Below are 22944 nucleotides of genomic sequence, written 5' to 3'. Positions count from 1 at the left end.
CGGCGCGGATTTCCGCGATGTGAACCGTGCCAAGGGGGCCCCGTACGGGGCCCCCGGCAAGGTACCGTCGGATATGAGGCACCAGGAGCGCTGAACCAAGCGTCTCCCAGGCGAAGGGGAAGCACCTCGTGGCACGCATCGGTGACGGCGGCGACCTGCTCAAGTGCTCGTTCTGCGGGAAGAGCCAGAAGCAGGTGAAGAAGCTCATCGCAGGACCCGGTGTGTACATCTGCGACGAGTGCATCGACCTCTGCAACGAGATCATCGAAGAGGAACTCGCGGAGACCTCCGAGGTCCGGTGGGAGGAACTCCCCAAGCCCCGTGAGATCTACGAGTTCCTGGAGAGCTACGTCGTCGGCCAGGAGCCGGCGAAGAAGGCGCTCTCGGTAGCGGTCTACAACCACTACAAGCGCGTCCAGGCCGGCGAGAACGGCGGCGCGCAGGGCCGTGACGACGCGATCGAGCTCGCGAAGTCCAACATCCTGCTGCTGGGCCCCACGGGTTCGGGCAAGACCCTGCTCGCCCAGACGCTGGCCCGCATGCTGAACGTCCCGTTCGCCATCGCCGACGCGACGGCGCTGACGGAGGCCGGGTACGTCGGCGAGGACGTGGAGAACATCCTCCTCAAGCTGATCCAGGCGGCCGACTACGACGTCAAGAAGGCCGAGACCGGGATCATCTACATCGACGAGATCGACAAGGTCGCCCGCAAGAGCGAGAACCCGTCGATCACGCGCGACGTCTCCGGCGAGGGCGTGCAGCAGGCCCTCCTGAAGATCCTGGAGGGGACGACGGCGTCGGTCCCGCCGCAGGGCGGCCGCAAGCACCCGCACCAGGAGTTCATCCAGATCGACACGACGAACGTGCTCTTCATCGTGGGCGGCGCCTTCGCCGGCCTGGAGAAGATCATCGAGTCGCGCGCGGGCGCCAAGGGCATCGGCTTCGGGGCGACGATCCGCTCGAAGCGGGAGATCGAGGCGAGCGACCAGTTCCAGGAGGTCATGCCGGAGGACCTGGTGAAGTTCGGGATGATCCCGGAGTTCATCGGCCGTCTCCCCGTCATCACCTCGGTCCACAACCTGGACCGCGAGGCCCTGCTCCAGATCCTGGTCGAGCCGCGCAACGCCCTCGTCAAGCAGTACCAGCGCCTGTTCGAACTGGACGGCGTGGAACTGGACTTCGAGCGCGAGGCCCTGGAGGCCATCGCCGACCAGGCCATCCTCCGCCAGACGGGCGCGCGCGGTCTGCGCGCCATCATGGAAGAGGTCCTGATGTCGGTGATGTACGAGGTCCCGTCCCGCAAGGACGTGGCCCGCGTGGTCATCACGGCGGACGTGGTCCGCTCGAACGTGAACCCGACTTTGGTCCCCCGCATCGTCCCGAAGGACCAGGGCCCGCAGGAGAAGTCGGCGTAGCCGATCGCTCGTCGTACGCGGAAGGGGCGCCCCGGAGGATCCGGGGCGCCCCTTCTCGTATGTGGTCCTCGGGGTTACTTCTTCACGCGGGCGGTGTTGTAGAGCTTCGCGGTGAGGTCCGCGGTCTGCTCCAGGGTGTAGCCGGGCTTCCCGGCGAGCAGGGCACCCGCGTCAGCGGCGTTGATCATGCTCACGGTGCTGTAGTCGCCCCAGATGCAGATGGGCAGCGTGAACTCCTTCGGCCCCTTGTAGGACGGGTCTGTGGAGGTCGAGGTGAACTTGACCTCCTGGCACTTCATCACGGCGCCCTTGAAGCCGGCCGGGCTCATCTCCTTCGGGCTGCCGAGGAGCTCGCTCTTCGTCTTGCCGTCGTTCTTGCCGACGTTCTGCTTGGCCATGGCGAAGAGGCCGTCCACGGCCTTCTCAGGGTCGGCGACATCGCCGTAGTAGCCCTTGAACTGGAGGGCCTTGGTCGTCAGCGGGTTCTTCGGATCGCCGGTCTGGTAGTTCATGCCCACCTGGGTGGCGTTGTTGATGCCGGCAGCCGCAGCCTCCTGCTTGTCCTTGTCGCTCATGGGCTGCTCTTTGTACTTCGGGTCCTGCTGGAACTCGGCCACCGAGGGGGGCGCGACCAGCTTGTAGCCCTTCGTCGCGTCCGAGACCGAGCCGCCCGAGCCGCCGCCCAGGAACCACCAGCCCGCGCCGCCGATGACGGCGACGGCCGCGACCACCGCGACGATCGGGAGGGCCTTGGACTTCTTCGGGGGCGCCGGCGGGGGCGTGTAGGCCTGCTGCGGGGGCTGCTGGTAGCCGTACGCGGGCTGCGGGGGCTGCTGCGGGTAGCCGCCCTGCTGGGGGTAGGCCGGCGGCGGGGGCGGGGGAGGGCCCGGCTGGGCGTAGGCCGGCGGCGGGGGCGGGGCCTGCTGGGGGTAGCCGTAGCCCGGCTGCTGCGGGGCGGGCTGGCCGTACGGGTTCGGCTGCTGCGGGGGCTGCTGCCCGTAGGGGCCCGGCTGCTGCGGCTGCTGGCCGTACGGCCCTGGCTGGTTGAAACTCATCCCGAGTCCCCCTGTGAGGTCTGCTTATCCGTTTCACACATCCTGGCGGAAGGCCGGGAGGGTGGCGGCATCGGGGTCCGGGCCGTTACCGAATCACGACCCCGCCGGGACCTCCACCGCCGCCCGCACGGGGAAGGCCCGCGGGAGCGCCCCCGGTGGAATGGATTCGTGACGCGGCCCGGGCCCGCCGTATCCTGTGCCCCGTGACCGAGAACACGCAGACACCCAGTGCCCCCAACTCCGAACTGCCGACCCAGTACGCGCCGGCCGAGGTAGAGGGGAAGCTCTACGAGCGCTGGGTAGAGCGCGGTTACTTCGAGGCCGACGCGAACAGCGACAAGCCCGCGTACACCATCGTCATCCCGCCGCCGAACGTCACGGGCAGCCTGCACCTGGGCCACGCCTTCGAGCACACGCTGATCGACGCCCTCACCCGCCGCAAGCGCATGCAGGGCTTCGAGACCCTGTGGCAGCCGGGCATGGACCACGCCGGCATCGCCACCCAGAACGTGGTCGAGCGCGAGCTCGCCAAGGAGGGCAAGTCCCGCCACGACCTGGGCCGCGAGGCCTTCGTCGAGCGGGTCTGGCAGTGGAAGGGCGAGTCCGGAGGCCAGATCTCCGGCCAGATGCGCCGTCTCGGCGACGGCGTCGACTGGTCCCGCGAGCGCTTCACGATGGACGAGGGCCTGTCCGAGGCCGTCCAGACCATCTTCAAGCGGCTTTACGACGACGAGCTGATCTACCGCGCCGAACGCATCATCAACTGGTGCCCGCGCTGTCTGACGGCGATCTCGGACATCGAGGTCGAGTACCAGGACGACGACGGCGAGCTCGTCTCCATCCGCTACGGCGAGGGCGAGGACTCCCTGGTCGTCGCGACCACCCGCGCCGAGACGATGCTCGGCGACACGGCCATCGCCGTCCACCCGGAAGACGAGCGGTACAAGCACCTCGTCGGCCGCCAGATCAAGCTGCCGCTGACCGACCGCTCCATCCCGGTCGTCGCCGACACGCACGTGGACCCGGAGTTCGGCACCGGCTGCGTCAAGGTGACCCCGGCGCACGACCCGAACGACTTCGAGATCGGCCAGCGCCACAACCTGCCGAACCTCGCCGTCATGGACGAGCGCGCCATCATCACCGCGCCCGGCCCCTTCCAGGGCCTGGACCGGCTGGAGGCCCGTTCCGCCATCGTCGCCGCGCTGCGCGCCGAGGGCCGGATCGTCGCCGAGAAGCGCCCGTACGTCCACTCCGTCGGCCACTGCTCGCGCTGCAAGACCACCATCGAGCCGCGCCTGTCGATGCAGTGGTGGGTCAAGGTCGGCCCGCTCGCGAAGGCCGCCGGTGACGCGGTCCGCGACGGCAAGGTCAAGATCCACCCGCAGGAGATGGAGAAGCGGTACTTCGACTGGGTCGACAACCTCCACGACTGGTGCATCTCGCGCCAGTTGTGGTGGGGCCACCGCATCCCCGTCTGGTACGGCCCGAACGGCGAGATCGTCTGCGTCGGCCCGGACGAGCAGCCGCCCACGGGCGAGGGCTGGCACCAGGACACGGACGTCCTCGACACCTGGTTCTCCTCCGGCCTGTGGCCCTTCTCCACCCTCGGCTGGCCGCGGCAGACCGAGAGCCTCGCGAAGTTCTACCCGAACTCCGTCCTGGTCACCGGCTACGACATCCTCTTCTTCTGGGTCGCCCGGATGATGATGTTCGGCCTGTACGCGATGGACGGCGTCCCGCCGTTCCACACCATCGCCCTGCACGGCATGGTCCGCGACCAGTTCGGCAAGAAGATGTCGAAGTCCTTCGGCAACGCGGTCAACCCGCTGGACTGGATGGACACCTACGGCTCCGACGCGGTCCGCTTCACCCTGGCCCGCGGCGCGAACCCGGGCGTCGACGTCCCGATCGGCGAGGACTGGGTCCAGGCCTCCCGCAACTTCGCCAACAAGATCTGGAACGCGACCCGCTTCGCGCTCATGAACGGCGCCACCGTCGAGGGCGAGCTGCCGGCCCCCGAGCAGATGTCGGCGACCGACCGGTGGATCCTGTCGCAGCTGAACAAGACCGTGGCCGAGGTCGACGCCTTCTACGAGGACTACCAGTTCTCGAAGCTGTCGGACTCCCTCTACCACTTCGCGTGGGACGAGGTCTTCAGCTGGTACGTCGAGCTGTCGAAGACGACGTTCTTCGCGGGCGGCGAGCAGGCGCAGGTCTCGGGCCGCGTCCTCGGCGAGGTCCTCGACGTCATGCTGCGGCTGCTGCACCCGGTGGTCCCGTTCGTCACCGAGACCCTGTGGACCACGCTGACCGGGGGCGAGTCCCTGGTGATCGCCGACTGGCCCGCCGACAGCGGCTTCCGCGACGAGGCCGCCGAGGCCGAGATCGAGCTGGTCAAGGCGGTCGTCACCGAGGTCCGCCGGTTCCGCAAGGAGCAGGGGCTGCAGGACGGCCAGAAGGTCCCGGCCCGCCTCGACCTGGCCGGTACGGAGCTCGCCGCGCACGAGGGCGCCATCCGCCAGCTGCTGCGCCTCCAGCCGGAGGGCGAGGGCTTCAGCGCCACCGCCACCCTGCCGGTCGCCGGCGCCACGGTCGCCCTCGACCTGTCCGGCACCATCGACGTGGCCGCCGAGCGCAAGCGCCTCTCCAAGGACCTCGGCGCCGCCGAGAAGGAGAAGCAGCAGGCCGAGGCGAAGCTCGGGAACGAGGCCTTCCTGGCCAAGGCCCCCGACAACGTCGTGGACAAGATCAAGGGCCGCCTGGCCAAGGCCGAGGCGGACATCGCCCGGATCCAGGCCCAGCTGGACGCCCTGCCCGCCGCCTGACCGGCAGCGCATCGCGAGAGAGGCCCCCGCCCCCGGCGGGGGCCTTTCGCGTGCCCGGACGGGACGTACGCCCTCCCCGGGAGTGCCTTTTATCACTTGATATGTCCGTATGGCTGAGGCGATCCCGGGCACGGACCACGCATCATGGGGGACATGCACCTGTTGCCCTCCGTCCCGGGATGGAACCGGGCCGTGGCCTGCGGGCGCCGGCTCGCCGAGGGCTGGGGCGCCTCGCCCCGGGCGCAGGACGCCGTCGCCGCACTGAGCTGTCTGGGCCTGATGGCGCTCGACCTGCCGGGCCTGGCCGCCGCCGACAACTCCCTCAACGGCTGGCAGGCCGCCCTGGTGCTCACGGCCGGCTGTACGACCCTGCTGGTGCGGCGCCGGATGCCCTGGGCCGCGTACCTCACCGCCCTGCTGTTCATCGGCTGGCTGCACGAGCTGACGCTGATCCAGTTCGCCCTGTACTCCGTCGGCCGCAACCGGGGCCGGAGGGCCGCCGTCCTCGCCACCACCGGCTACGTCGCCTTCGCGCTCGCCGTGTTCTGCCTGCCGGGCTGGCCCGAGCCCAAGGCGGCGACCCTCAGCGCCTTCCTCAGCCTGATCGTGCCCATCGGGGTGCTCGCCTCGGCCGTCGGCATCGCCGCCCACCGGCACGACCTGGTGCGGGAGCTGGAGGCCCGGCGGGCCGAGACGGCCGTGCTGAACGCCGTCCAGCAGGAGCGGACCTCCGTCGCCCGCGACGTCCACGACTTCGTCGGGCGGGAGCTGACCCTGCTGACCGTGCGCTCCGAGGTGCTGTCGATGCGGGCGCGCGAGACCCCGTACGCCAAGGACTTCGAGGAGCTCTCCGACACCGCCCGCCGGGCCCACCTGGTGCTGAACGAGATCATCGTGCAGCGCGGGGAGCGGGCCTCGACCCCGGGCGTGGAGGGGCTGGCGGCGCTGGCGGAGGAGAGCGGGCGGGCCGGATCGCCGGTCCGGCTCACGATGGACCCGCAGGCCCACGCCCTGTCCCCGCTGCGGCAGGCGGCGGTCTACCGGGTGGTGCAGGAGTGCCTGACGAACGCGGCCAAGCACGCCCGGGGCGAGACCATCGAGGTGTCGATCCGCACCGACGGCCCCCACCTGAGGATCGCCGTCAGCAACGGCCTCCCGGCCCGCACCCCGGGCCGGGCGCCGGTCTCGGCGGGCTCGGGCACGGCGAGCATGGCCGAACGCGTCCGCAGCCTGGGCGGGACCCTGACGGCGTGCCGGGGCGAGGACGCCTACGAGGTCGTCGCCACCCTGCCGCGCGGCTGACCCCGCCCAGGGACCCGTCAGGCCTTCGCCGGGGACAGCAGGGAGCCCAGGGCGTCGAGGTCCTCCACGCAGCGCCCCGACCCGAGGGCCACGCAGTCCAGGGGCGCGTCGGCGACGAAGACCGGGATGCCCGTCGCGGAGGCCATGCGCAGGTTCAGGCCGGGCAGCAGGGCGCCGCCGCCGGTGAGGACGATGCCGTGCTCCATCACGTCCCCGGACAGCTCGGGCGGGCACTCCTCCAGGGTGGCGCGGACGGCGGCGATGATCGCCTCGACCGGCTCGTCCAGCGCGGCCCGTACGTCCGCCGCGCCCAGCTCCAGGGTCTTGGGCATGCCGCCGACCCGCTCGCGGCCGCGCACCGTGAAGGTGGCGGTCTCCAGCTCCGGCCGCTCGGGCACCGGCCAGGCGGAGCCGATGGCGACCTTGACGTCCTCGGCGGTGCGCTCGCCGATGAGCAGGGAGTGCTCCTTGCGCACGTGGTCCATGATCGCGGTGTCGAGCCGGTCCCCGCCGATCCGCAGGGACTGCGAGGTGACGATCCCGCCGAGGGAGATGACGGCCACCTCGGAGGTGCCGCCGCCGATGTCGACCACCATCGAGCCGCGCGCCTCGGCCACCGGCAGCCCGGCCCCGATCGCGGCCGCCATGGGCTCCTCGATCAGGTGGACGCTGCGGGCGCCGGCCCGGGTGGAGGCGTGGACGATGGCCCGCCGTTCGACCGGGGTGACCCCGGACGGCACGCAGATCACCATCCGGGTGCGGGGCCGCCGGCCGGGGACCGCCTTGCGGACGAAGTGCCGGATCATCTCCTCGGCCGCCTCGTAGTCGCAGATCACCCCGTCCTTCAGGGGGCGGATCGCGGTGATGGAGCCCGGGGTGCGGCCGATGGTCTCCTTGGCCTCCGTGCCGACGGCGAGGGCGGTTGTCGTGCCCGCCTTGACCGCGACCACGGACGGCTCATTGAGGACGATCCCGTGTCCGCGGGCGTAGACGAGGGTGTTCGCGGTCCCCAGGTCTATGCCTATGTCCCGGCTGGAGGCGGTCTTGTCGGTGCTGGCCTGCGGCATTTGTTCCCCAATCTCCCGTCCGCAAGGCTTGCATAACGATCCGGTCGCTTTCGCCGCCGAAGGTCCCGAAACGGCCGGGCCGAAAGTCCTTGGGGTCCGCGTCCGTAGACTGGGGGCTGTGAGTGAGCAGCAGCCCGAGGGCCAGGACCGCGACCGCGACGGCACGTTCGACGAGTTCGACCAGATAGTGGCGGAAGAAGCCGACCGAGACCCCGACCTGGCGGTGATCGAGGCCGGCAGCCGCACCCTGCGCGCCCAGGCCGGCCCGCCCACGGGCGACCCGGTGCCCTCCCGCCCGGAGGACCCCGAGGTGGCCAAGGCGCTCCAGGAAGTGGAGCAGGAGCTCGCCACCCGCTGGGGCGAGACCAAGTTGGACCCGTCCGTCAGCCGCATCGAGGCGCTGATGGACGTCCTCGGCCAGCCCCAGCGCGCCTACCCGACCATCCACGTCACCGGTACGAACGGCAAGACCAGCACGGCCCGCATGATCGAGGCCCTGCTGAACGCCTTCGAGCTGCGCACCGGCCGCTACACCAGCCCGCACGTGCAGTCCGTCACCGAGCGGATCAGCCTGGACGGGGCGCCGATCAGCGCCGAGCGCTTCATCGAGACCTACCACGACATCAAGCCGTACGTGGAGATGGTCGACGCCGCCGAGGACTTCCGGCTGTCCTTCTTCGAGGTCCTCACCGGCATGGCGTACGCGGCCTTCGCGGACGCGCCCGTGGACGCGGCCGTGATCGAGGTCGGCATGGGCGGTACCTGGGACGCCACCAACGTGATCGACGCCGCGGTCGCGGTGATCACCCCGATCAGCCTGGACCACACGGACCGCCTGGGCAACACGCCCGGCGAGATCGCGCAGGAGAAGGGCGGCGTCATCAAGCAGGACGCCACCGTGATCCTGGCGCAGCAGCCGGTGGACGCGGCGCAGGCGCTGCTGAAGCGGGCCGTCGAGGTCGACGCGACCGTGGCCCGCGAGGGCATGGAGTTCGGCGTGGTCTCCCGCGAGGTGGCGGTCGGCGGCCAGATGCTGACGCTGCGCGGGATGGGCGGCGAGTACGAGGGCGTCTTCCTGCCGCTGTACGGCGCCCACATGGCGCACAACGCGGCCGTCGCGCTGGCCGCCGTCGAGGCCTTCTTCGGCGTCGGCGGGCAGCAGGCGCGCGAGCTGGACGCGGACACGGTGCGCCGCGCCTTCGCCTCGGTGACCTCGCCGGGCCGGATGGAGGTCGTGCGCCGCAGCCCGACGGTGATCCTGGACGCCGCGCACAACCCGGCGGGCGCGCAGGTCACCGCGGAGGCCGTGACCGAGGCCTTCGGCTTCAGCCGGCTGATCGGCGTGGTGGCGGCGAGCGAGGGCAAGGACGTCAAGGGTGTCTTCGAGGCCTTCGAGCCGATCTTCGCCGAGGTCGTCGTCACCGAGAACACCAGCCACCGGGCGATGGGCGCGGACGAGCTGGCCGCGATCGCGGTCGAGGTCTTCGGCCCCGACCGGGTGCAGGTGGAGCCGCGGCTGGACGACGCCCTGGAGGCGGCCGTCACCCTGGCGGAGGAAGAGGCCGAATACGGAGGGGCCGGGGTTCTCGTGACCGGTTCCGTGATCACGGTGGGCGAGGCCCGCCTGCTGTTCAAGAGGGGCTGAGGGATCGATGCGCACGCTCTGCGCGAGCACGCTGATCGGCGAGTTCTTCGTCGTCGGCTTCGCGGGCCTGGTGGCCATGAAGAACCCGGACCTGACCCAGGCCGAGGTGTGGACGGTCTGCGGCGTGACGATGCTGCTGTCGGTGCTGCTGTGCGGGATGCTCTCGCGCCGGGGCGCGGTGGAGCTCGGCTGGGCGCTGCAGATCGGCCTGATCGCGAGCGGTTTCGTGGTCCCGACGATGTTCTTCCTGGGCGCGGTCTTCGCGGGCCTGTGGTGGTGCTCGGTGCACTACGGGCGCCGGATCGACACGATCAAGGCGAGCTGGGCGGCTCGTCAGGCGGAGGCTGACGCTGCGTGATGGGTCCCCGTAACGGCCCTGTAGATTCGCCCTACCGCACCCGTATGCCGCAAGGAGTTGGAACATGACCCAGCGCACGCTCGTCATCCTCAAGCCGGACGCCGTCCGCCGTGGCCTGATCGGCGAGATCATCGGCCGGATCGAGCGGAAGGCCGGCTGGACCGTTCCGGCGCTGGAGCTGCGCACGCTGGACCAGGAGACCCTGGAGACCCACTACGGGGAGCACAAGGGCAAGCCCTTCTACGAGCCCCTCATGGGCTTCATGGCGAGCGGCCCGGTCGTCGTCCTCGTGGTGGAAGGGGAACGCGTGATCGAGGGTGTCCGCCAGCTGGCCGGACCCACCGACCCGATCGCCGCCGCGCCCGGCTCCATCCGTGGCGACTTCGGGTCCATCACCCGGGAGAACCTGATCCACGCCTCGGATTCCGAGGAGTCCGCGGAGCGCGAGCTGAAGCTGTTCTTCCCCGCTCTCTGAGCGGCCGCGAACATTCCTTCCTGACGCGACATCAGCCAAATAGCGCTCATGACCTGGGGCGACCGAAGTAATTTCGGTCGCCCTTCGGTATTGCGGGCCGCGTCCGGGAACGCATGGACAGGACACGACGTCACCACTAAGGGGGCGGGTATCCGTTCCGGCGGGATTGCCGGAGTCCCGTCGCGCGATGTCCGTACCTGCGGCACTACGATGGGGCCTCCACCCACACACCCACCTCGCCGACCTGACAGCAGCCGCTATCAACTGGAAGGCCAGACGCTCCTCATGGGGAACAAGGGGAACAACATGTCGTTCATCGGCCGTGACATGGCGATCGACCTCGGGACCGCCAACACGCTGGTGTACGTGAGGGGCCGGGGAATCGTCCTGAACGAGCCGTCCGTGGTCGCCATCAACACGAACACCGGCGGCATCCTGGCGGTCGGCTCCGAGGCGAAGAAGATGATCGGGCGCACGCCCGGCAACATCGTCGCCGTACGCCCTCTGAAGGACGGCGTGATCGCCGACTTCGAGATCACCGAGCGGATGCTCCGGTACTTCATCCTCAAGATCCACAAGCGCCGCTACCTGGCGCGCCCGCGCGTGGTGGTCTGCGTGCCCTCCGGCATCACGGGAGTGGAGCGGCGCGCCGTCATCGAGGCGTCCACGCAGGCCGGCGCCCGTCAGGTGCACATCATCGAGGAGCCCATGGCCGCCGCCATCGGCTCGGGCCTGCCCGTCCACGAGGCCACTGGCAACATGGTCGTGGACATCGGCGGCGGCACCACCGAGGTCGCCGTCATCTCCCTCGGCGGAATCGTCACGGCGCAGTCCATCCGGGTGGCCGGCGACGAGCTGGACAACGCGATCATTCAGCACATCAAGAAGGAGTACTCGCTCCTCCTCGGCGAGCGCACCGCCGAACAGATCAAGATCACCATCGGCTCGGCGTACGACCTCGACAAGGACGAGCACACCGAGATCCGCGGCCGCGACCTGGTCTCGGGCCTGCCCAAGACCGTGGTCATCTCCGCCGCGGAGGTCCGCAAGGCCATCGAGGAGCCGGTCAACGCGATCGTCGACGCGGTCAAGACGACCCTCGACAAGTGCCCGCCGGAGCTCTCCGGCGACATCATGGACCGCGGCATCGTCCTCACCGGCGGCGGCGCCCTGCTGCGCGGGCTCGACGAGCGGCTGCGCCGCGAGACGGGCATGCCGATCCACATCGCCGAGGACCCCCTCGACTCCGTGGCCCTCGGCTCCGGCAAGTGCGTCGAGGAGTTCGAGGCCCTCCAGCAGGTCCTGGACGCCCAGCCCCGGCGGTGATCAAACCCCCGTAACGGGGCATGCGGAACACAAGGATCCGCCGTACGGGTGCTGCCGCGCCCGTGCGGCGGATCGTTGATATACAGGCACAGTCCGGTCCCGCCCCGGCCCCGCCGGAACGGTTCCGCCGCACGAGTTTCTACGAGGAAGGCACGGCCGCCGCACGTGAGGGACACACGAGAGAGCCGGCTGCTCCTGGTACTGCTGATCGCCATCGCGTTCGCGCTGATCACGGTGGACATCAGAGCGGGAGAGGCTTCGCCGGTCGACGGCGCCCGGCGGGCCGCCGCCGCCGTCTTCGGCCCCGTCGAGAAGGGTGTGGCGACCGCCGTGGACCCGGTCGCCAACGCCATAGGGGCCGTCCGCGACTCCGACGAGCGCCACAACCGGATCACGGCCCTGGAGCGCGAGAACACCGCCCTGAAGACCCGGCTGGGCAGCGACGACCGCACCCGCAGCCGCATCCGCGAGCTCGACGAGATGCTCAAGCGGGCCGGCGCCGGGCAGTACGGCATCAAGGGCGCCGAGGTCATCGGGATAGGAGCGGCCCAGGGCTTCTCCTGGACCGTCACCATCGACGCCGGCAGCAAGGACGGCATCGAGCGCGACATGACCGTCCTCAACGGGGACGGACTCGTCGGCCGCGTCGCCACCGTTGGCCCCGACACCGCCACCGTCGTCCTCGCCAACGACCCCGGCTTCACCGTCGGCACCCGCCTGGAGAAGACCGGCGAGCTCGGCTTCGCCACCGGTCAGGGCGACCGCGCCCTCTCCGTCCAGATGCTCAACGGCCGCGCCAAGATCAACCCCGGCGACCGGCTCGTCACCTTCGGCTCCCGCGCCAACAAGCCCTTCGTGCCGGGCGTCCCGATCGGCGAGGTCGTCAAGGTCGACCCCTCGCACGGCGACCTGACCCGCACCGTGTGGGTCCGCCCCTTCGTCGGCTTCTCCCGTCTCGACATCGTCGGCGTCGTCGTCATGCCCCCGCGCGAGGACCCCCGCGACGCCGTCCTGCCGCCCAAGCCCGAGGCGCCCAAGCCCATCCCGACGGTCACCGTCACGGTCACCCCGTCGCCCTCCGCCAGCGTCTCCGGCAAGCCGGCCGACGAGTAGGAGCTGACCGACATGCGCATCAACCGGATCCTGCTCGCGGGCTCGCTCGTCTCCGTCGCCCTCGTCCTGCAGGTCACCGTCCTCGGCCGGCTCCAGCTGCCCGGAGCCGTCCCCGACCTCGTCCTGCTGACCGTCGTCGCCCTCGCCCTGGTCTACGGGCACGTCAGCGGAGCCCTCATCGGCTTCGCCGCCGGACTGCTCACCGACCTCGCCCCGCCCGCCGACCACGCCGCCGGACGGTACGCCCTCGTCCTGTGCCTGATCGGCTACCTCGTCGGCCTCGTCCGCCCCGACACCGGGCGCTTCCGCTCCGCCTGGGGGCCGATGCTCACCGTCGTCGCCGCCGCCATCGGCTCCACGCTCCTGTACGCGGGCGTCGGCGCCCTCGTCGGCGACACGGCCGCCCGCCACGTCGGCCTGGTCGGGCTGCTGTTCACGGCGACCCTCTACGACCTGCTGCTCGCGCCGTTCACCGTGCCGTTCATCATGGCCCTCGCCCGCAAGGCCGAGAACGACCCGATGGCCGTCGAGGCCAACGGCGGCCCCCCGCAGGGCAAGGACGTCGCCTCCGGCTGGCTGGCCGGCGGCACCGGGCTGCGCATCGGCAGCCAGCGCGGCGGACTGCGGATGATGACCGCGCGCGGCCGCGCCAACCGGGCCGGCCGCATAAAGGGCGTCAAAGGTGTCAAGGGCGTGAAGAGCGTCAGGAAGCTGTGACGGGGGAGCAGTAGTGACCAACATTCCGGAGACCGGCCGCACCCCCCGGGTGCAGATCCGGCTCGTCATCCTCCAGGTACTCGTCTTCTCGCTGCTGCTCACCCTCTTCGGGCGGCTGTGGTACCTCCAGATCCGCAACGGCGCGGAGTACTCCGACGAGGCCAAGAACAACCACGTCCAGCAGGTCGTCCAGCCCGCCGTGCGCGGCTCCATCCTGGACGCCCGGGGCATCCCCCTCGCCGACAACGAGACCCGCCTCGTCGTCTCCGCCAGCCGCACCGAGCTGATGAAGATAAAGGACAAGGGCAAGGACGTCCTGACCCGCCTCGCCGGGGTGCTGGACATGAAGCCGCAGGACGTCATGGACAAGGTCCGGCTCTGCGACTCCAAGACCCCCCAGCCCTGCTGGAACGGTTCCCCCTACCAGCCGATCCCGGTCACCCTGGAGGCCACCACCCAGCAGGCCCTCCAGATCCGCGAACGCCCCGAGGACTTCCCCGGCATCACCGCCGAGCCCACCGCCGTCCGCCGCTACCCGGCCCCCGGCGGGGCCAACACCGGCCAGGTCCTCGGCTACCTCTCCCCGGTCACCGACGACGAGATCGTCAAGGCCAAGAAGACCAACTCGCCGTTCCTGCGCTCCGACCAGGTCGGCCGCTTCGGCCTGGAACGCACGTACGACAAGCAGCTGCGCGGCAAGTCCGGCGTCACCCGCTACGAGGTCGACAACCTCGGGCGCGTCATCGGCCAGGCCGAGAACGACCCCGCGGTCCCCGGCGCCCACCTCGTCACCAGCATCGACGCCCGCGTCCAGGGCGTCGCCGAGTACGAGCTGAACGCCGCCATGGTCGAGGCCCGCAAGCAGATCGACCGCAACACCGGCGTCCCCTACAAGGCCGACGCCGGAGCCGTGGTCGTCCTGGAGTCCAAGACCGGCCGCGTCGTCGCCATGGCCTCCAACCCCACCTACGACCCCAACGTCTGGGTCGGCGGGATCTCCGGCAAGGACTACGCCAAGCTCACCGCCAAGGAGTCCAACGTCCCGCTGATGAACCGGGCGATCCAGGGGCAGGCGGCCCCCGGCTCCATCTTCAAGGTCATCCCCACCACCGCCGCCGTCAACGCCGGGTACCCCTTCGACGGCAGCTACCCCTGCCCCAGCTCGTACTCCATCGGCGGCCAGGTCTTCAAGAACTTCGAGTCCCAGGGCCACGGCAACATCACCCTCGGCCAGGCCCTCGAGGTCTCCTGCGACACCGTCTTCTACGCCCTCGGCCACCAGCAGTGGCTCAAGGACGGCGGCCTCCACCCGGTCAAGAACCCGGCGGAGGTCTTCTACAAGACCGCCCACCAGTTCGGCCTCGGCGCCGAGACCCACGTCGACCTCCCCGGCGAGGAGAAGGGCCGCGTCCCCGACCGCGCCTGGAAGCAGCGGTTCTGGGAGGCCAACAAGGACCAGTGGTGCAAGACCGGCAAGAAGGGCGGCACCTACGTCGAGCTGCTCTCCTACGAGAACTGCCTCGAAGGCAACCTCATGCGCGCCGGTGACGCCGTCAACTACTCGATCGGCCAGGGCGACACCCTCGTCACCCCGATCCAGATGGCCACCATCTACGCGGCCATCTCCAACGGCGGCACCATGTGGAACCCGACCATCGGCAAGGCCGTCGTCAGCGCCGACGGCAAGAAGGTCGAGGAGATCAAGCCGCAGGCCCACGGCAAGCTGCCCATGGACGAGAAGACCCGGCAGCAGATAAGCGAAGCGCTGGAGGGCGTCGCCACCCGCGGCACCGCCGCCTGGCGCTTCGGCGGCTGGCCGCAGAAGCAGATCCCCATGCACGCCAAGACCGGCACCGCCGAGGTCTACGGCAAGCAGACGACCTCCTGGTTCGCCACCTACACCGACGACTACACCATCGTCATGACCATCTCCCAGGGCGGCACCGGCTCCGGGGCCTCCGGCCCCGCCGTCCGCAACATCTACAACGCCATCTACGGCCTCGACATGGCCGGCAAGCAGGACCTCTCCAAGGCCCTCCTGCCCAAGCCCGAGGCCAGCCTGCCCGCCATCCAGCCGGACGGGTCCATCGACGCCCCCGAGATCCGCCCCTACGTGCCGCCGTCCCCCGAGGACGCCCCGCCCGCGCTCGCCGGACCTCCGGCCCCGCCCGCGCACAAGCAGGACTGAGGACCCGATGCAGACCGCCAACAAGTTCTCCGTCTCGCGGTACGCACCCGCGCGCGGGCCCGTCGCGAGGCTGACCGCCCGCGACTCCGTCCTGCGCCGGCTCGACTGGCCGATCCTGCTGTCCGCGCTCGCGCTGTCCTGCATCGGCGCCCTGCTCGTCTGGTCGGCCACCCGCAACCGCACCACCCTCAACCAGGGCGACCCGTACTACTTCCTGACCCGGCACGCCATGAACACCGGCATCGGCCTGGTCCTGATGATCGGCACGATCTGGCTGGGCCACCGCACCCTGCGCGGGGCCGTGCCGATCCTCTACGGGCTCTCCCTGGTGCTCGTCCTGGCCGTGCTCACCCCGCTCGGCTCGACCATCAACGGCGCCCACGCCTGGATCGTCATCGGGGGCGGCTTCTCGCTCCAGCCCGGCGAGTTCGTCAAGATCACCATCATCCTGGGCATGGCCATGCTGCTCGCGGCCCGGGTCGACGCCGGAGACCTCGAACACCCCGACCACCGCACCGTCGTCAAGGCCCTGTGCCTGGCCGCCGCCCCCATGGGCATCGTCATGCTGATGCCCGACCTCGGCTCCGTCATGGTCATGGTCATCATCGTGCTCGGCGTGCTGCTCGCCTCCGGCGCCTCCAACCGCTGGGTCGTCGGCCTGCTCGCCTCCGGCGCCGCCGGAGCCGTCCTGATCTGGCAGCTCGGCGTCCTCGACGAGTACCAGATCAACCGCTTCGCCGCCTTCGCCAACCCCGACCTCGACCCCGCCGGCGTCGGCTACAACACCAACCAGGCGCGCATCGCCATCGGCTCCGGCGGCCTGCTCGGCTCCGGGCTCTTCAAGGGCTCCCAGACCACCGGCCAGTTCGTCCCCGAACAGCAGACCGACTTCGTCTTCACCGTCGCCGGCGAGGAGCTCGGCTTCGTCGGGGCCGGACTGATCCTGGTCCTGCTCGGCGTCATCCTCTGGCGGGCCTGCGTGATCGCCCGCGAGACCACCGAGCTCTACGGGACCATCGTCTGCGCCGGGATCATCGCCTGGTTCGCCTTCCAGGCCTTCGAGAACATCGGCATGACCCTCGGCATCATGCCCGTGGCCGGTCTGCCGCTGCCCTTCGTCTCCTACGGAGGCTCCTCCATGTTCGCCGTATGGGTCGCCGTCGGACTGCTCCAGTCGATAAGGGTGCAACGCCCGATGTCGGCCTGACGCCGGCCTGAACCGGGCGCCGCGCCGGCCGCTTCGCGCCGCCGTGCGCAGCGCCCCTGCCGCCGGCCCGGATCGGGACTAGATTCGATCCATGGCGGACACCCAGCGCGAGATCGAGCGGAAATTCGAGTTCACCGGGGGCCAGGGCAAGCGGGCGAAGCGGGCCGGGAAGCAGACCGGGAAGCGGGCCGGCGAGCAGGGCGGGAAGAAGGCACGGGCGGCGGCCCGGCCGCGGGTGCCCGACCTGACCGGCACCGCCGCGATCACCGCCGTCCGCGACCGCGGCACCGCCCGCCTCGACGCCGTCTACTACGACACCCCCGGCCTGGCCCTCACCGCCGACGGCCTCACCCTGCGCCGCCGCACCGGCGGCGAGGACGCCGGCTGGCACCTCAAACTCCCCGTCGCAGCCGGGGTCCGCGACGAGATCCGCGCCCCCCTCTCCGACACCCTCCCGCCCGAGCTCGCCGCCCTCGTCCGCTCCCGGACCCGCCGCGCCGCACCGGAACCCCGGATCCGGCTGCGCTCCGAACGCCGCACCGAGGACCTCCTCGACGCGGACGGCGGCCTCCTCGCACAGCTGTGCACCGACTCCGTCCGCGCCGAACGCGGCTCCGCCGCCACCGCCTGGACCGAGATCGAGGTCGAACTCGCCGACGGCGCCGACCCCGCCCTCCTCGACGCCGTCACGGACCGCTTCGCCGAAGCCGGCCTGCGCGTCAGCGACGCCCCCTCCAAACTCGCCCGCGCCCTCGCCGCCACCGGCGCCCCGCCCCCCGCCCGCCCCGGCCACGCCCCCGCCGACCGGACGGCCGGCGCGCACGTCCTGGCGTACCTGCGCCGACAGCGCGACGCCCTCGTCGCCCAGGACCCCGCCGTCCGCCGCGACCTGCCCGACTCCGTCCACCAGATGCGCGTCGCCACCCGCCGGCTGCGCAGCGCCCTCGCCACCCACCGCAAGATCCTCGACCGCGCCACCACCGACCCCGTGCGCGACGAACTGCGCTGGCTCGGCGCCGAACTCGGTGCCGACCGCGACCGCGAGGTCCTCCTGGAACTGCTCCGCACCCGGCTCGGGGAACTCCCGCCCGACCTGCGCCCGGGCCCCGTCCGCGACCGGCTGCGCGCCTGGAACGCCCTGCGCCGCAAGCGGACCCGCCGCCGCGCCGTCGCCGCCCTCGACAGCGACCGCTACCTGGACCTCCTCGACTCCGTCGACGCCCTCCTCGCCCACCCGCCGCTGCGCCCCGCCGCCTCCCGCCCTGCGGCCCGGCAGCTGCCCGAGGCGGCCCTGCGCGACTGGGACCGGCTCGCCGACCGGGTCGACGCGGCCCTCGGCCAGGACCCGGGCGAGGAACGCGACCGGGCCCTCCACGAGGCCCGCAAGGCCGCCAAACGGGCCCGCTACGCCGCCGAGGCGGCCGCCCCCGCCCTCGGCAAGCCCGCCCGCAGGCTGGCCAGGGCCGCCACATCGGTACAGGACCTGCTCGGCGAACACCGCGACGGGGTCGTGGCCCGCGAGGCCCTGCTCGGCCTCGGCGCCCAGGCCTCCGACGCGGGGGAGTCCGCCTTCGCCTGGGGCCTGCTCCACGGCCGCGAGGAAGGCCGCTCCGCCCGCCTCGAAGAGCGGCTCCCGGCCGTCTGGGCCGAGGCGGAGGCCCGCCGGTCGAAGGCCGCCCTGAAATGATCACGTGGAGAAGGGGGCCCGGGCCTCAAGGTACGCTTGAGAGCTGCCCCCTGCCCGCTTCACGAAAGTCGCGTGATGTCCGAGTCGGTCTTCCCACAGCTCGAAGCTCTGCTCCCGCATGTGCAGAAGCCCATCCAGTACGTCGGCGGTGAGCTCAACTCCACCGTCAAGGACTGGGACGCGTGTGACGTCCGCTGGGCGCTCATGTACCCGGACGCGTACGAGGTGGGCCTGCCCAACCAGGGCGTCATGATCCTCTACGAGGTGCTCAACGAGCGCGAGGGGGTCCTGGCCGAGCGCACCTACTCGGTGTGGCCGGACCTGGAGGCCCTGATGCGCGAGCACCGGGTGCCCCAGTTCACCGTGGACAGCCACCGCCCCGTCAGCGCCTTCGACGTGTTCGGCCTGTCCTTCTCCACGGAGCTGGGCTACACCAACATGCTCACGGCGCTCGACCTCGCGGGCATCCCGCTGGAGGCGAAGAACCGTACGGTCGACCACCCGATCGTCCTCGCGGGCGGCCACGCGGCCTTCAACCCCGAGCCGATCGCGGAGTTCATCGACGCGGCCATCATCGGCGACGGCGAGCAGGCCGTCCTCGACATGACCGAGATCATCCGCACCTGGAAGGCCGAGGGCCGCCCCGGCGGCCGCGAGGAGGTGCTGCTGCGCCTCGCGAAGACCGGCAGCGTCTACATCCCGGGCTTCTACGACGTGGAGTACCTGGAGGACGGGCGCATCGGCCGCATCGTGCCGAACCGCTCCGGCGTGCCGTGGCGCGTCTCCAAGCACACCGTCATGGACCTCGACGAGTGGCCCTACCCCAAGCAGCCGCTGGTCCCGCTCGCCGAGACCGTCCACGAGCGGATGTCCGTCGAGATCTTCCGCGGCTGCACCCGCGGCTGCCGTTTCTGCCAGGCCGGCATGATCACGCGCCCCGTGCGGGAGCGAAGCATCACCGGCATCGGCGAGATGGTGGAGAAGGGCCTGAAGGCCACCGGCTTCGAAGAGGTCGGCCTGCTCTCCCTCTCCTCCGCGGACCACACCGAGATCGCGGACATCGCCAAGGGCCTCGCGGACCGCTACACGGACGACAAGATCGGCCTCTCGCTGCCCTCGACCCGCGTCGACGCCTTCAACGTGGACCTGGCCAACGAGCTGACCCGCAACGGCCGCCGCTCCGGCCTGACCTTCGCCCCCGAGGGCGGCTCCGAGCGCATGCGCAAGGTCATCAACAAGATGGTCTCGGAAGAGGACCTGATCCGCACCGTCGCCACCGCCTACGGCAACGGCTGGCGCCAGGTGAAGCTGTACTTCATGTGCGGCCTGCCGACGGAGACCGACGAGGACGTCCTCCAGATCGCCGACATGGCCATCAACGTCATCGCCAAGGGCCGCGAGGTCTCGGGCCAGAACGACATCCGCTGCACGGTGTCGATCGGCGGTTTCGTCCCGAAGCCGCACACCCCGTTCCAGTGGGCCCCGCAGCTCTCCGCCGAGGAGACGGACGCCCGCCTGACCAAGCTCCGCGACAAGATCCGCGGGGACAAGAAGTACGGCCGCTCCATCGGCTTCCGCTACCACGACGGCAAGCCCGGCATCGTCGAGGGCCTGCTCTCGCGCGGCGACCGCCGCATCGGCGACGTCATCCGCGCCGTCTACGAGGACGGCGGCCGCTTCGACGGCTGGCGCGAGCACTTCTCCTACGACCGCTGGATGCGGGCGGCGGAGAAGGCCCTGCCGGCGTACGGCGTGGACGTGGCCTGGTACACCACCCGCGAACGCACGTACGAGGAGGTCCTCCCCTGGGACCACCTCGACTCCGGCCTGGACAAGGACTGGCTGTGGGAGGACTGGCAGGACGCCCTCGACGAGACCGAGGTCGAGGACTGCCGCTGGACCCCGTGCTTCGACTGCGGCGTGTGCCCGCAGATGCAGACGGAGATCCAGATCGGCCCCACGGGCAAGAAGCTGCTGCCGCTGTCCGTGGTGAAGTGAGCTGAACCCGCTTGACGCGCCCCCCGCCGGATTCCGGCGGGGGGCGCTCGCGTCCGCCCCGCCCCATCCGGGCCCCTGCGCAACGGCGGCGCGGGTTCTGGTGTCCTTAGCGGCATGGAACACGAGAAGGCGCCCGCCCTGCCGGGCGGGGACGGGTGTCTGGCCGGGGTCGTCAGGGTGCCGGTGAAGGTCGTCGCCGTGCTGGTGGTGCTGCCCGTGCGGGTGGTGTGGGACCTGGCCGCGGCCTGTGCCCGGGGGCTCGGGCGGCATGTGCTCGCGCCGCTCGGGAACGGCCTCGGATGGGGGCTCGTCCGGCTGTGGCGGTACCTCCTGAGGCCACTCGCACTGGTGGTTTTCTACTGGCCCTGGGTGGGAACGTGGCGGTACCTCGTCGCCCCGGTCGGGGGCGCCCTGTACCGGTACGCGCTGCGGCCGCTGGGCCTGGGCGTCGCCTGGGCGGTGCTGGCCGTCGGACGGTACGTGCTGGCGCCCGTCGGCGCCGGCCTCGGGTGGGTGCTGCGGGACCTGGTCGCACCGCCGCTGGCCTGGCTCCACCGGCGGGTGCTGACCCCGCTCTGGCACGGGGCGCGGTGGCTGGTGCGCGGGGCCTGCCTGCTGGTCTTCTACTGGCCCTGGGTGGGGCTGTGGCGGTACGCGGTCCTGCCGCTCGGTCGCGGAGCGGCCTGGGTGGCCGTCCACGTCCTCGCGCCGCCCGTCGTCCTGCTCGTCCGGCACGTCCTCGTGCCCGCCTGGCACCTCGCCGGCCGGATCACCCGGGCCCTCGGGCGCGGACTGCGCTGGCTGTGGCGCGGCTGCGTCGCCCGGCCCCTCGCCTGGGTCCACCGACAGGTCGCCACCCCCGTCGGGCACGCGCTGCGGCAGGTGTGGCGGACCTCCCGCGCCGCCGTGCGCGAGGCACGGGCCGAGGTGCGGCGGGTGCTGTTCGCAGGCCCCGCCCGGGAACCGGCGAGGTCACGGGCGCGTACTCTGGGTAGTACGACGGCCGCCGACGCGGCACCCGCTCCCGAGATCTCCCTGCCGCACCGGCGGGGGTGAACCGGACGGGTCGACGGAACTCAGGGCGGCGCGCGAGCCGCGACGCCCCGCACAAGGAGAAGAACCACTGGGCAAGCGACAGCCCGAAGGCCCGCCTCCCGCACCGGTGGTGCAGCGCATCCGACTGCGCTACACCAAGCGTGGCCGCCTCCGGTTCACCAGCCACCGAGACTTCCAGCGCGCCTTCGAACGCGCCCTGCGCCGCGCCGAGGTGCCCATGGCGTACTCGGCCGGCTTCACCCCGCACCCCCGGGTCTCGTACGCGAACGCCGCGCCCACCGGCACCGGCAGCGAGGCCGAGTACCTGGAGATCGCCCTCGCGGCGCCCCGCGACCCGGAGACGCTGCGCGAACTGCTCGACGAGTCGATGCCGCTCGGCCTCGACATCGTCGACGCCGTCGAGGCCCGCACCTCCGGTCTCGCCGACCGGCTGACGGCCTCCGTCTGGGAGCTGCGGCTGGAGGGCGTGGAGCCCGCCGACGCCCAGCGCGCGGTGGAGGCGTTCCTCGCCGCCGAGACGGTGGAGGTGCAGCGCCGCACCAAGAACGGGATGCGGACCTTCGACACCCGGGGCGCGGTCGTCAGCCTCGAAGCCGTTCCCGCCCAGGTTGATAGGCCGCTGGACAATGCCTGTGCGATACTGCGGCTGGTTGTTCGGCATTTGACACCTGCCGTGCGACCCGACGACGTCCTGTCCGGTCTCCAGGTTGTGGCCGACCTGGCGCCGCCGGTCCCCGCTGCGGTGACCAGGCTGGCGCAGGGGCTCTTCGACGAGGAGTCCGGCACGGTGACCGACCCGCTCGCGCCCGACCGCGAGGCCGACACGGCCGCCCCACCCACGGCCGCCGTGAACGCCGACGCGAAGGCGCCGGAAGGTCCCGCCGCGTAGGGATCGTCGTCGTCGCGCCGCCCTGGCACTCGGGAGCCACCTGGGTCGGGCAGCGCACAGACCTGAAGACTTCCGCCAGGCCGTACGGACAAAGACGTACGGAACCGGCGGCCATGGACTACAGCTCCCGTGTGGCGAACGCGCCCCGGAGGCCGGCTCCGCGTATTTCGCGCGGAGCCGTGCCGGACCGGATGTCAGCCGCGGCGCCCGGGAGCGTGACGGGAGAACCGCCCGCATGCTCGACAACGAAAACGAGAACACCCCCGCCGCCGACGCCGGCAGCCCCAGCGACAACCTGCCCCCGCGCAGGCGTCGCCGCGCGGCTGCCCGGCCGGCCGGTCCGCCCGGCGGCGCCGCCGAGGCGCCCGCCGAGACCGCGGCCCCCGCGCCCGCCGTGGCCGAGGAGGCTCCGGCCGCCCCCGCCCCGCGCACCCGCCGCCGGGCGGTCCGTGCCGTGGCCGCTCCGGTCGCCGCTGCCGCCGAGTCGGCCGAGGCCGTCGTGGAGACCGCTGCCGCTCCGGCCGCCCCTGCTCGCCAAGCACTTCGTCTCCTCCCAGGCCCCGATCCGCGAGGCGCAGATCCGGATCGAGGAGTTCGCCTGGGAGCGGATCCCCGTCCCGA

At 71.4% G+C, this 22944-nt stretch carries 17 protein-coding genes; 15 read left to right on the top strand and 2 right to left on the bottom strand.

Annotated elements, in window-relative coordinates:
• Positions 1 to 128: 128 nt before the first annotated feature.
• The gene (gene clpX / locus AB0O29_RS02925) at positions 129 to 1415 is read left to right on the top strand and encodes an ATP-dependent Clp protease ATP-binding subunit ClpX (protein ID WP_030297265.1); all 1287 of its coding nucleotides are present in this window, start codon (positions 129 to 131) and stop codon (positions 1413 to 1415) included.
• Positions 1416 to 1489: 74 nt separating this feature from the next.
• Here clpX and AB0O29_RS02920 read toward each other — a convergent pair whose 3' ends face one another.
• The gene (locus AB0O29_RS02920) at positions 1490 to 2470 is read right to left on the bottom strand and encodes a hypothetical protein (protein ID WP_365145077.1); all 981 of its coding nucleotides are present in this window, start codon (positions 2468 to 2470) and stop codon (positions 1490 to 1492) included.
• Positions 2471 to 2673: 203 nt separating this feature from the next.
• Between AB0O29_RS02920 and AB0O29_RS02915 the strand changes: the two genes are divergently transcribed.
• A complete protein-coding gene (locus AB0O29_RS02915; RefSeq protein ID WP_365145075.1) occupies positions 2674 to 5295 on the top strand; it encodes a valine--tRNA ligase in 2622 nt (873 codons plus the stop codon).
• 153 nt (positions 5296 to 5448) lie between these two features.
• Positions 5449 to 6597 carry a histidine kinase gene (locus tag AB0O29_RS02910; RefSeq protein ID WP_365145072.1) on the top strand — a complete coding sequence of 383 codons (1149 nt, stop codon included), beginning with the start codon at positions 5449 to 5451 and terminating at the stop codon, positions 6595 to 6597.
• A 17-nt stretch (positions 6598 to 6614) separates the two neighbouring features.
• Here AB0O29_RS02910 and AB0O29_RS02905 read toward each other — a convergent pair whose 3' ends face one another.
• A complete protein-coding gene (locus AB0O29_RS02905) occupies positions 6615 to 7664 on the bottom strand; it encodes a rod shape-determining protein (RefSeq protein WP_365145069.1) in 1050 nt (349 codons plus the stop codon).
• A gap of 118 nt (positions 7665 to 7782) precedes the next feature.
• Between AB0O29_RS02905 and AB0O29_RS02900 the strand changes: the two genes are divergently transcribed.
• The 12 genes from AB0O29_RS02900 (at position 7783) to AB0O29_RS02845 (ending at position 22323) form a co-directional block, all read left to right on the top strand.
• The gene (locus AB0O29_RS02900; protein WP_365145066.1) at positions 7783 to 9309 is read left to right on the top strand and encodes a folylpolyglutamate synthase/dihydrofolate synthase family protein; all 1527 of its coding nucleotides are present in this window, start codon (positions 7783 to 7785) and stop codon (positions 9307 to 9309) included.
• Positions 9310 to 9316: 7 nt separating this feature from the next.
• Positions 9317 to 9667 (top strand): DUF4233 domain-containing protein, encoded by a 351-nt coding sequence (locus AB0O29_RS02895; RefSeq protein WP_365145063.1) that lies wholly within the window; start codon positions 9317 to 9319, stop codon positions 9665 to 9667.
• 64 nt (positions 9668 to 9731) lie between these two features.
• Positions 9732 to 10142, top strand: a complete 411-nt coding sequence (gene ndk, locus AB0O29_RS02890; protein WP_365145060.1) for a nucleoside-diphosphate kinase — start codon at positions 9732 to 9734, stop codon at positions 10140 to 10142.
• 306 nt (positions 10143 to 10448) lie between these two features.
• Positions 10449 to 11468: a rod shape-determining protein gene (locus AB0O29_RS02885; protein ID WP_008738981.1), complete on the top strand. Its 1020-nt coding sequence runs from the start codon at positions 10449 to 10451 to the stop codon at positions 11466 to 11468.
• A 165-nt stretch (positions 11469 to 11633) separates the two neighbouring features.
• On the top strand, positions 11634 to 12581 hold the full coding sequence (gene mreC, locus AB0O29_RS02880; protein ID WP_365145057.1) for a rod shape-determining protein MreC: 948 nt from the start codon (positions 11634 to 11636) through the stop codon (positions 12579 to 12581).
• A 12-nt stretch (positions 12582 to 12593) separates the two neighbouring features.
• Positions 12594 to 13298, top strand: a complete 705-nt coding sequence (gene mreD / locus AB0O29_RS02875; RefSeq protein WP_365145054.1) for a rod shape-determining protein MreD — start codon at positions 12594 to 12596, stop codon at positions 13296 to 13298.
• 13 nt (positions 13299 to 13311) lie between these two features.
• On the top strand, positions 13312 to 15486 hold the full coding sequence (gene mrdA / locus AB0O29_RS02870; protein WP_365145051.1) for a penicillin-binding protein 2: 2175 nt from the start codon (positions 13312 to 13314) through the stop codon (positions 15484 to 15486).
• Between the two features lie 7 nt (positions 15487 to 15493).
• Complete coding sequence (gene rodA / locus AB0O29_RS02865; protein ID WP_365145048.1) at positions 15494 to 16693, top strand: rod shape-determining protein RodA; 1200 nt, start codon at positions 15494 to 15496, stop codon at positions 16691 to 16693.
• A 91-nt stretch (positions 16694 to 16784) separates the two neighbouring features.
• Positions 16785 to 18380, top strand: coding sequence for a CYTH and CHAD domain-containing protein (locus tag AB0O29_RS02860; RefSeq protein ID WP_365145045.1), 1596 nt, complete (start codon positions 16785 to 16787; stop codon positions 18378 to 18380).
• Positions 18381 to 18452: 72 nt separating this feature from the next.
• Positions 18453 to 20378, top strand: coding sequence for a TIGR03960 family B12-binding radical SAM protein (locus AB0O29_RS02855; protein WP_365145042.1), 1926 nt, complete (start codon positions 18453 to 18455; stop codon positions 20376 to 20378).
• Between the two features lie 114 nt (positions 20379 to 20492).
• A complete protein-coding gene (locus tag AB0O29_RS02850; RefSeq protein WP_365145039.1) occupies positions 20493 to 21434 on the top strand; it encodes a hypothetical protein in 942 nt (313 codons plus the stop codon).
• Positions 21435 to 21543: 109 nt separating this feature from the next.
• On the top strand, positions 21544 to 22323 hold the full coding sequence (locus AB0O29_RS02845; RefSeq protein WP_365145036.1) for a TIGR03936 family radical SAM-associated protein: 780 nt from the start codon (positions 21544 to 21546) through the stop codon (positions 22321 to 22323).
• The last annotated feature ends 621 nt before the right edge of the window (positions 22324 to 22944 follow it).

It is taken from the genome of Streptomyces sp. NPDC089915 (genome assembly GCF_040684675.1).
Classification (GTDB): Bacteria; Actinomycetota; Actinomycetes; order Streptomycetales; family Streptomycetaceae; genus Streptomyces.
The sequence above is the reverse complement of the archived record's forward strand: the minus strand, read 5'-3'. Positions and strand labels throughout refer to the sequence as shown.